Genomic DNA, 5,440 nt, shown 5'->3' on the forward strand with positions numbered 1-5,440 from the left:
GAGCGACCTCAAGGTGGACGTGGACATCAAGCACACCTACCGCGGTGACCTGGTCATCGACCTGGTCGCCCCCGACGGCACGCTGTACCCGCTGAGGAAGTGGGACTGGCGCGACTCGGCCGCCAACCTGCGCGCCACCTACACGGTGGACGCCTCCAGCCAGGTCGCCGACGGCACCTGGAGGCTCCGGGTCGTGGACATGGAACGCCGCGACACGGGCTACATCGACAGCTGGAAGCTCACCTTCTGAGCTTGACCATCAACCCCACCAAGATCGTTTCTTGGTGGGGTTCGTCGTTTGCCTGACAGCCGGGCGGCCTTTGGGTGATCGTGTCTTCTCGCTGAAGTCGACAGTCGATCAACCCAAAGGCCGTGATGGACAGTCTTCAAGACGATGAAAACGACGGCGAGCTCAAGCGGTCAGTGCATCACCGTTGTTCAGGAGGTCAGCGTAGACCTCTGCCGGAGTGCGGTAGCCGTGGGTCCTGCGCGGACGGTGGTTGAGCTCGTGGGCGATGGCGTCCAGGTCGCCCTGGCTGAACGGTTTACGGGCACCTCGACAAGACCAAGACTGTCCCCCGCCAGCCGAAGGCGGCCTCCACCACGAAGTCCTGAATCCTACCGGCGGGTTACTTGTTCCCTGGTGTCCGAGCTAGGACTACCGGGCCTTGGACAGCTGAACGCGGTTCGCACATTGGGGGTTGACACTCCGTCGGGCTGCGGGCCAGAGTCCCGCCGATGGAGATCACCGAGCTGACCGCCGCCGAGCGCCGTGTCCGGGACGCCTTCCCGCGCGGCACAGCCGTCGATTTCCGTACGGGGGTGGCGGCCGAGGACGATCCGGAGACCGGGGACAGTTGGGGTCCTGAGCGCACGGTACGTGCCGAGGTGCTCAGGGCGCTCCTGGTCGGCGGCCCGCAGGAGGACGGGCAGGTGCCCGCGCTGCGGGTGCTGGGCGCACGGATCAGCGGCGCTCTGAACATTCGGTACGTGACCGCGGAGTGCGCGGTCGCGCTGTCCGGATGCCGCTTCGAGCAGACGCCGAACCTGTACGGCGCACGGCTGCGGCAGCTGGCACTGAGCCGTTCGGTGCTGCCGGGACTGACCGCGGCGACCGTCCGCATCGACGGCGTGCTTCGGCTCACCGACTGCCGGATCTCCGGCCCGGTGCTGCTCGGCGGTTCGAAGATCGCCCAGGCTCTGTTCTTCGACCGGACCCGCATCGGAGTGAACGCGGACGGTACGACCGCGCCCAACGACGAGGCGGTGCTGCAGCTGAATCACGCGGTCGTCGAGGACGACTTGTGGTGGCCTGGTCTCGTCGTGCACGGCGAGACCCGGCTCGGCGGCGCCTCCGTCACCGGGCAGATCCGGCTCGACGACGCCCACCTGCACAACCCCGGGGCGACCGCACTGGATGCCGAGAATCTCGGCGTCGGCTCCGACCTGCACGGCATACGGATCCGGGTCCAGGGGCGGGTCGATCTGCGCGGCGCCCGGATACCGGGGCAGCTCAACCTCGCGAACGCCCGGCTGTCCAACCCGGGCGGCGTGGCGCTCCGCGCCATCAGCAGCACGATCGGCGAACTCTGGCTCCGGGAGGCCGCCCCGATCGACGGCAGAGTGAATCTGTGCCGGGCGAAGGCCGACCTCATCCATGCCACCCCGTCGGTCTGGCCGGAGCTGGTCCGGCTCGACGGGCTGACGTACACCACGCTTCTCCCCCATTTGCCGGCCGAGCGGCGGCTGCCGCTGCTCGAACAGGAGGAAGAGGGCGATGTGCCGTACGCGTACGAGCAGCTGACGGCGGCGTACCGGCGGATCGGCGATGACAACGCCGCGCGCACGGTGCTCCTCGCCAAGCACCGCAGACACCGCGGCACCCTGCCCGCGTACGCACGGCTGTGGGGGCATCTCCAGGATGTCACCGTCGGATACGGCTTCCGGCCGGTGCGGGCCGCCGCCTGGCTCTTCTCGCTGCTGCTGGCCGGGTCGCTGGTGTACGCGCTGCACCATCCGAGCCCGTTGAAGGCGGACGGGGCTCCGCCGTTCAGTCCGTTCGTCTGCACACTGGACCTGCTTCTGCCGATCGTGGACTTCGGGCAGGAGCGGGCGTTCAACCCGCAGGGCTGGTACCAGTGGCTGTCGTACTTCCTCATCGCGACCGGGTGGCTGCTCGCGACGACGATCGCCGCGGGCATCACCCGGTCGGTCAGCAGGCAGTGAACATGCAGGTGACGGCCCAGGTCAGGGCTTGCGGGCCACGCCCGCGTAGCCGGGAACGGGCTCGTCACCGGGCACGTCGATGACCTCGCCGAGCTCCGGGTGCCAGTCCGCGGAGAGCGAAACGCCCGGGCCCACGAGTTCGAGTCCCTCGAAGAACGCGGTGAGTTCGGCGCGCGAGCGCGGACGCAGCGTCATCCCGCGGGCCTTGTACAGGGCCGACGCCTGTGCCGCACCCTCGGGGTTGAAGTCCCCGGTGGTGTGCGAGAGCACCAGATAGCTGCCCGAGGGGAGCTTCTCCACGAGCCGGTCGACGATCTCGGCGGCACCGTCCTCGTCGTCGAGGAAGTGCAGCAGGGCCAGCAGGGACAGAGCGATCGGCTTGCCGAAGTCGAGTACCTTGCCCGCCTGTTCGAGGATGGTCTCCGGCTCGCGGGCATCGACCTGAATGTACTCCGTGGCCCCCTCGGGGGTGGAGCGCAGCAGGGCCGCCGCGTGCGCAAGGACGATCGGGTCGTTGTCGCAGTAGACGATGCGCGAGTCCGGGGCCGTCTGCTGGGCGATCTGGTGGAGGTTCGGCTCGGTGGGGATGCCGGTGCCGATGTCGAGGAACTGGCGTATGCCCTGGATGGCGAGCCACCGTGTGGCGCGGTGCATGAACGCCCGGTTGACCCGGGCCATGTCACGGCCGCGGGCGTCGAGGGTCAGGAGCTGCCGCGCCATCTGTTCGTCGACCGGATAGTTGTCCTTGCCACCGAGGAACCAGTCGTACATCCGGGCGGGATGCGGCTTGCTGGTGTCGATCTCAATGGGCTCGTGCCCGGTCATGGCGCGCTCCTGGGGTCCTTGGATCGGCGAACTGAGACTGAGTGTGGCAAGGACAGACGCCGGATGCGTCAGGTTCCGGTAAGGAGGAAGTCCGCTTGGCCGGCCTTGGCTCCCTGGATGAAGGCTGCGATCTCGAGGTGGGTGTAGATCAGGGCGGGGCCGTCGGGGTCAGCGGACTGGCGTACAGCGACTCTGCCGTCGGCCAGCTTCATGGCCTCGACACAGTTGCCGCCGTTCCCACCGCTCCACGGCTTGTACCAGCCTTCGGAGCCGAGTTCACCGGCGGGCATGCCGTTGTATATGGGGTCCATCGATCACAGCTCCTTGCGGAAGTCCCGGAGGATTTCCTTCGTGCGTTGTGCAGTTGCGGCCTGAGCCGCCATGCGGTCCATGACTTCGAGGTAGGAGGCCACCTCGGGGCGCGCGTCGAAGTAGACGGCGCCCGTCAGGTACTCGCTGTACACCATGTCGGGCAGTTCGGGGATGGCGAAGCGGAAAAGGACGAACGGCCCGTAGGTGCCCGGGTGGTGGCCGGTCGCGAACTCCGCGATCTGCAGTGTCACATGGGGCATCTCGGTGGCGTCCAGCAGCCGGTCGATCTGCGCGCGCATGGCGTCGGCGCTGCCGACGGGGCGGCGCAGGACCGTCTCGTCCATCACCACCCACAGCTTCGGGGCATCCGGCCGCGTCAGCAGGGACTGCCGCTCCATCCGCAGCGCCACATGGCGCTCGATGTCCTCGGGCCGGGTCTGGCCGACGGCGCCGGTACGCATCACCGATCGGGCGTAGTCCTCGGTCTGCAGGAGTCCGGGGACGAAGTGTGGTTCGTACATGCGCAGGAGGCTCGCTGCGCCCTCCAGGCTGACGTACATGCTGAACCAGTCGGGCAGGACGTCGTGGAACCGCTGCCACCAGCCGGGCTTGTTGGCCTCCTCGGCCAGCTCGACGAAGGATTCGGCCTCCTCGTCGGCGATCCCGTAGGCCTTCAGGAGCAGTTGCACATAGGGGATCTTGAGCGCGACCTCGGCGGTCTCCATCCTGCGTATCGTCGCGGGAGCTACCCGGAGCACCTTGGCAGCCTGGTCACGGCTCAGGCCGACGCGCTCCCGCAGATCCTGCAGGCGCTTGCCGAGAACGACCTGACCCACGGTCGGGGCGGACCGCGGTTCGCTCACTTCAGACCTCCCGATGCGCTGTTTGCGAGCAGTGTGCCATGCATATGCCGCCAAAGACACGGCCACTCTGAAATTTTCAGAGTGCCCCTTGCCAAGTGTTCACGACAGGGGGAGAGTTGGTGAGTGAACCAGTTCACTTAGTCATGCCCGCCCTCATGCCCTGGGATGCGCGGCGTGACAAAGCCCCCACTGTGAGGAATCGGTCGTGGCACCTGGCAGTGCGCTCATCCCCCGGCTCATCGACCTCAGCCCCGGGACGGAAGCGCTCCGATACTGCTTCGCGCTCCCTGCGCATCCGGAATCGGTGGCCGGTGCGCGGCGGCTGACACGGACCCGGCTGGACGAGTGGCAGGTGGACGCTGAGACGCACGACGCGGCGATCCTGATCGTGTCGGAACTGGTTACCAACGCGGTGGTGCACACCGCGAGCGAGCGCGTCGTGTGCGAGCTGCGCTGTCTCGACAGACGGCTGCGCATAGCCGTGCAGGACCAGGGGCACCAGCCGGATGGCCCGAAGCTGTGCCGCACTGCCGACGACGAACACGGACGCGGCCTGCTGCTCGTCGACGCTCTGAGCAGCGCCTGGGGATCCCGCGACGCGGGCGACGGATCGGGCCGGATCGTCTGGGCGGAACTGCCGCACGGCACGGAGCGGTCATGTTGAGGAGCGCAATGTCCCATCTGCTCGGATCGCGTCTCTCCCGCGAGTCCCGGCTGCCCGGCTCCGGGGATGGCCTCGTGCAGCTGCCGCTGCCTCCCGCGCTGTCGGCGAGCCTGGGCTGCGACGCGGTGGGGGTGCCTGCGGGGTACGGCTTCCGGCTCATGTCCCATCTGCCACGCACCGGCTGCGTCTTCGCGGACGCCGACCGCTGGTGGTGGATCGTACCGGCGGGCTCGGACCTCGATCTGGACTGGCCGGCGCAGGTCGCGTACGCCAAGGGCGCGTACGTCCCCACCGTGCGGCCCCGGCTGATCCACGCACCCGACAGCCGCACGCCGTACACCCCGCCCATTCCGCTCTTCCTGATGGTGTGCCAGGTCATGGGTGTGACGCCGTCCTGGGCGGCGGCCGGTGGTTCGCACGCGGTACCCGCCGGCTGATCCGGCCGGCCCCGCCCGGCGGATGACCGGATCCCGCTGTACTGCAGGCTGTTGGTGCGCTGTACCGGTGCGCGTGCCGGCTGGACGCCGACGGGGCGGCGCACGCCGACGTG

7 protein-coding genes and 1 pseudogene are annotated in these 5,440 nt (G+C 68.5%); 4 read left to right on the forward strand and 4 right to left on the reverse strand.

Translation table 11 applies throughout. The features are described from left to right. Positions 1–250, forward strand: a 250-nt coding sequence (locus AB0915_RS38120) for a proprotein convertase P-domain-containing protein (RefSeq protein ID WP_366695852.1), incomplete at its 5' end; no start/stop codon positions are given. Positions 251–412: 162 nt separating this feature from the next. Here AB0915_RS38120 and AB0915_RS38125 read toward each other — a convergent pair. Continuing rightward, a pseudogene (locus AB0915_RS38125) lies at positions 413–541 on the reverse strand (IS30 family transposase); the annotation flags it as partial. Between the two features lie 197 nt (positions 542–738). Here AB0915_RS38125 and AB0915_RS38130 point away from each other — a divergent pair. Beyond that, the gene (locus AB0915_RS38130; RefSeq protein ID WP_366695854.1) at positions 739–2,226 is read left to right on the forward strand and encodes a membrane-associated oxidoreductase; all 1,488 of its coding nucleotides are present in this window, start codon (positions 739–741) and stop codon (positions 2,224–2,226) included. Between the two features lie 21 nt (positions 2,227–2,247). Here the strand turns inward: AB0915_RS38130 and AB0915_RS38135 are convergent, their stop codons facing one another. The 3 genes from AB0915_RS38135 to AB0915_RS38145 all read right to left on the reverse strand — a co-directional run bounded on the left by AB0915_RS38135 (position 2,248) and on the right by AB0915_RS38145 (position 4,226). Beyond that, positions 2,248–3,051 carry an SAM-dependent methyltransferase gene (locus tag AB0915_RS38135; protein WP_366695856.1) on the reverse strand — a complete coding sequence of 268 codons (804 nt, stop codon included), beginning with the start codon at positions 3,049–3,051 and terminating at the stop codon, positions 2,248–2,250. A 68-nt stretch (positions 3,052–3,119) separates the two neighbouring features. Further along, positions 3,120–3,362: a DUF397 domain-containing protein gene (locus AB0915_RS38140; protein WP_358861608.1), complete on the reverse strand. Its 243-nt coding sequence runs from the start codon at positions 3,360–3,362 to the stop codon at positions 3,120–3,122. A 3-nt stretch (positions 3,363–3,365) separates the two neighbouring features. After that, a complete protein-coding gene (locus AB0915_RS38145) occupies positions 3,366–4,226 on the reverse strand; it encodes a helix-turn-helix transcriptional regulator (protein WP_366695858.1) in 861 nt (286 codons plus the stop codon). A gap of 205 nt (positions 4,227–4,431) precedes the next feature. Here AB0915_RS38145 and AB0915_RS38150 point away from each other — a divergent pair, with 205 nt between their 5' ends. Further along, positions 4,432–4,890, forward strand: a complete 459-nt coding sequence (locus tag AB0915_RS38150; RefSeq protein ID WP_366695860.1) for an ATP-binding protein — start codon at positions 4,432–4,434, stop codon at positions 4,888–4,890. Beyond that, entirely contained in the window at positions 4,884–5,327 is a 444-nt protein-coding gene (locus AB0915_RS38155) for a hypothetical protein (protein ID WP_366695862.1), read from the forward strand. The genes AB0915_RS38150 and AB0915_RS38155 overlap by 7 nt, the downstream gene beginning before the upstream one ends. Positions 5,328–5,440 lie beyond the last annotated feature (113 nt).

It is taken from the genome of Streptomyces sp. NPDC048411 (assembly GCF_040704695.1).
GTDB lineage: Bacteria > Actinomycetota > Actinomycetes > Streptomycetales > Streptomycetaceae > Streptomyces.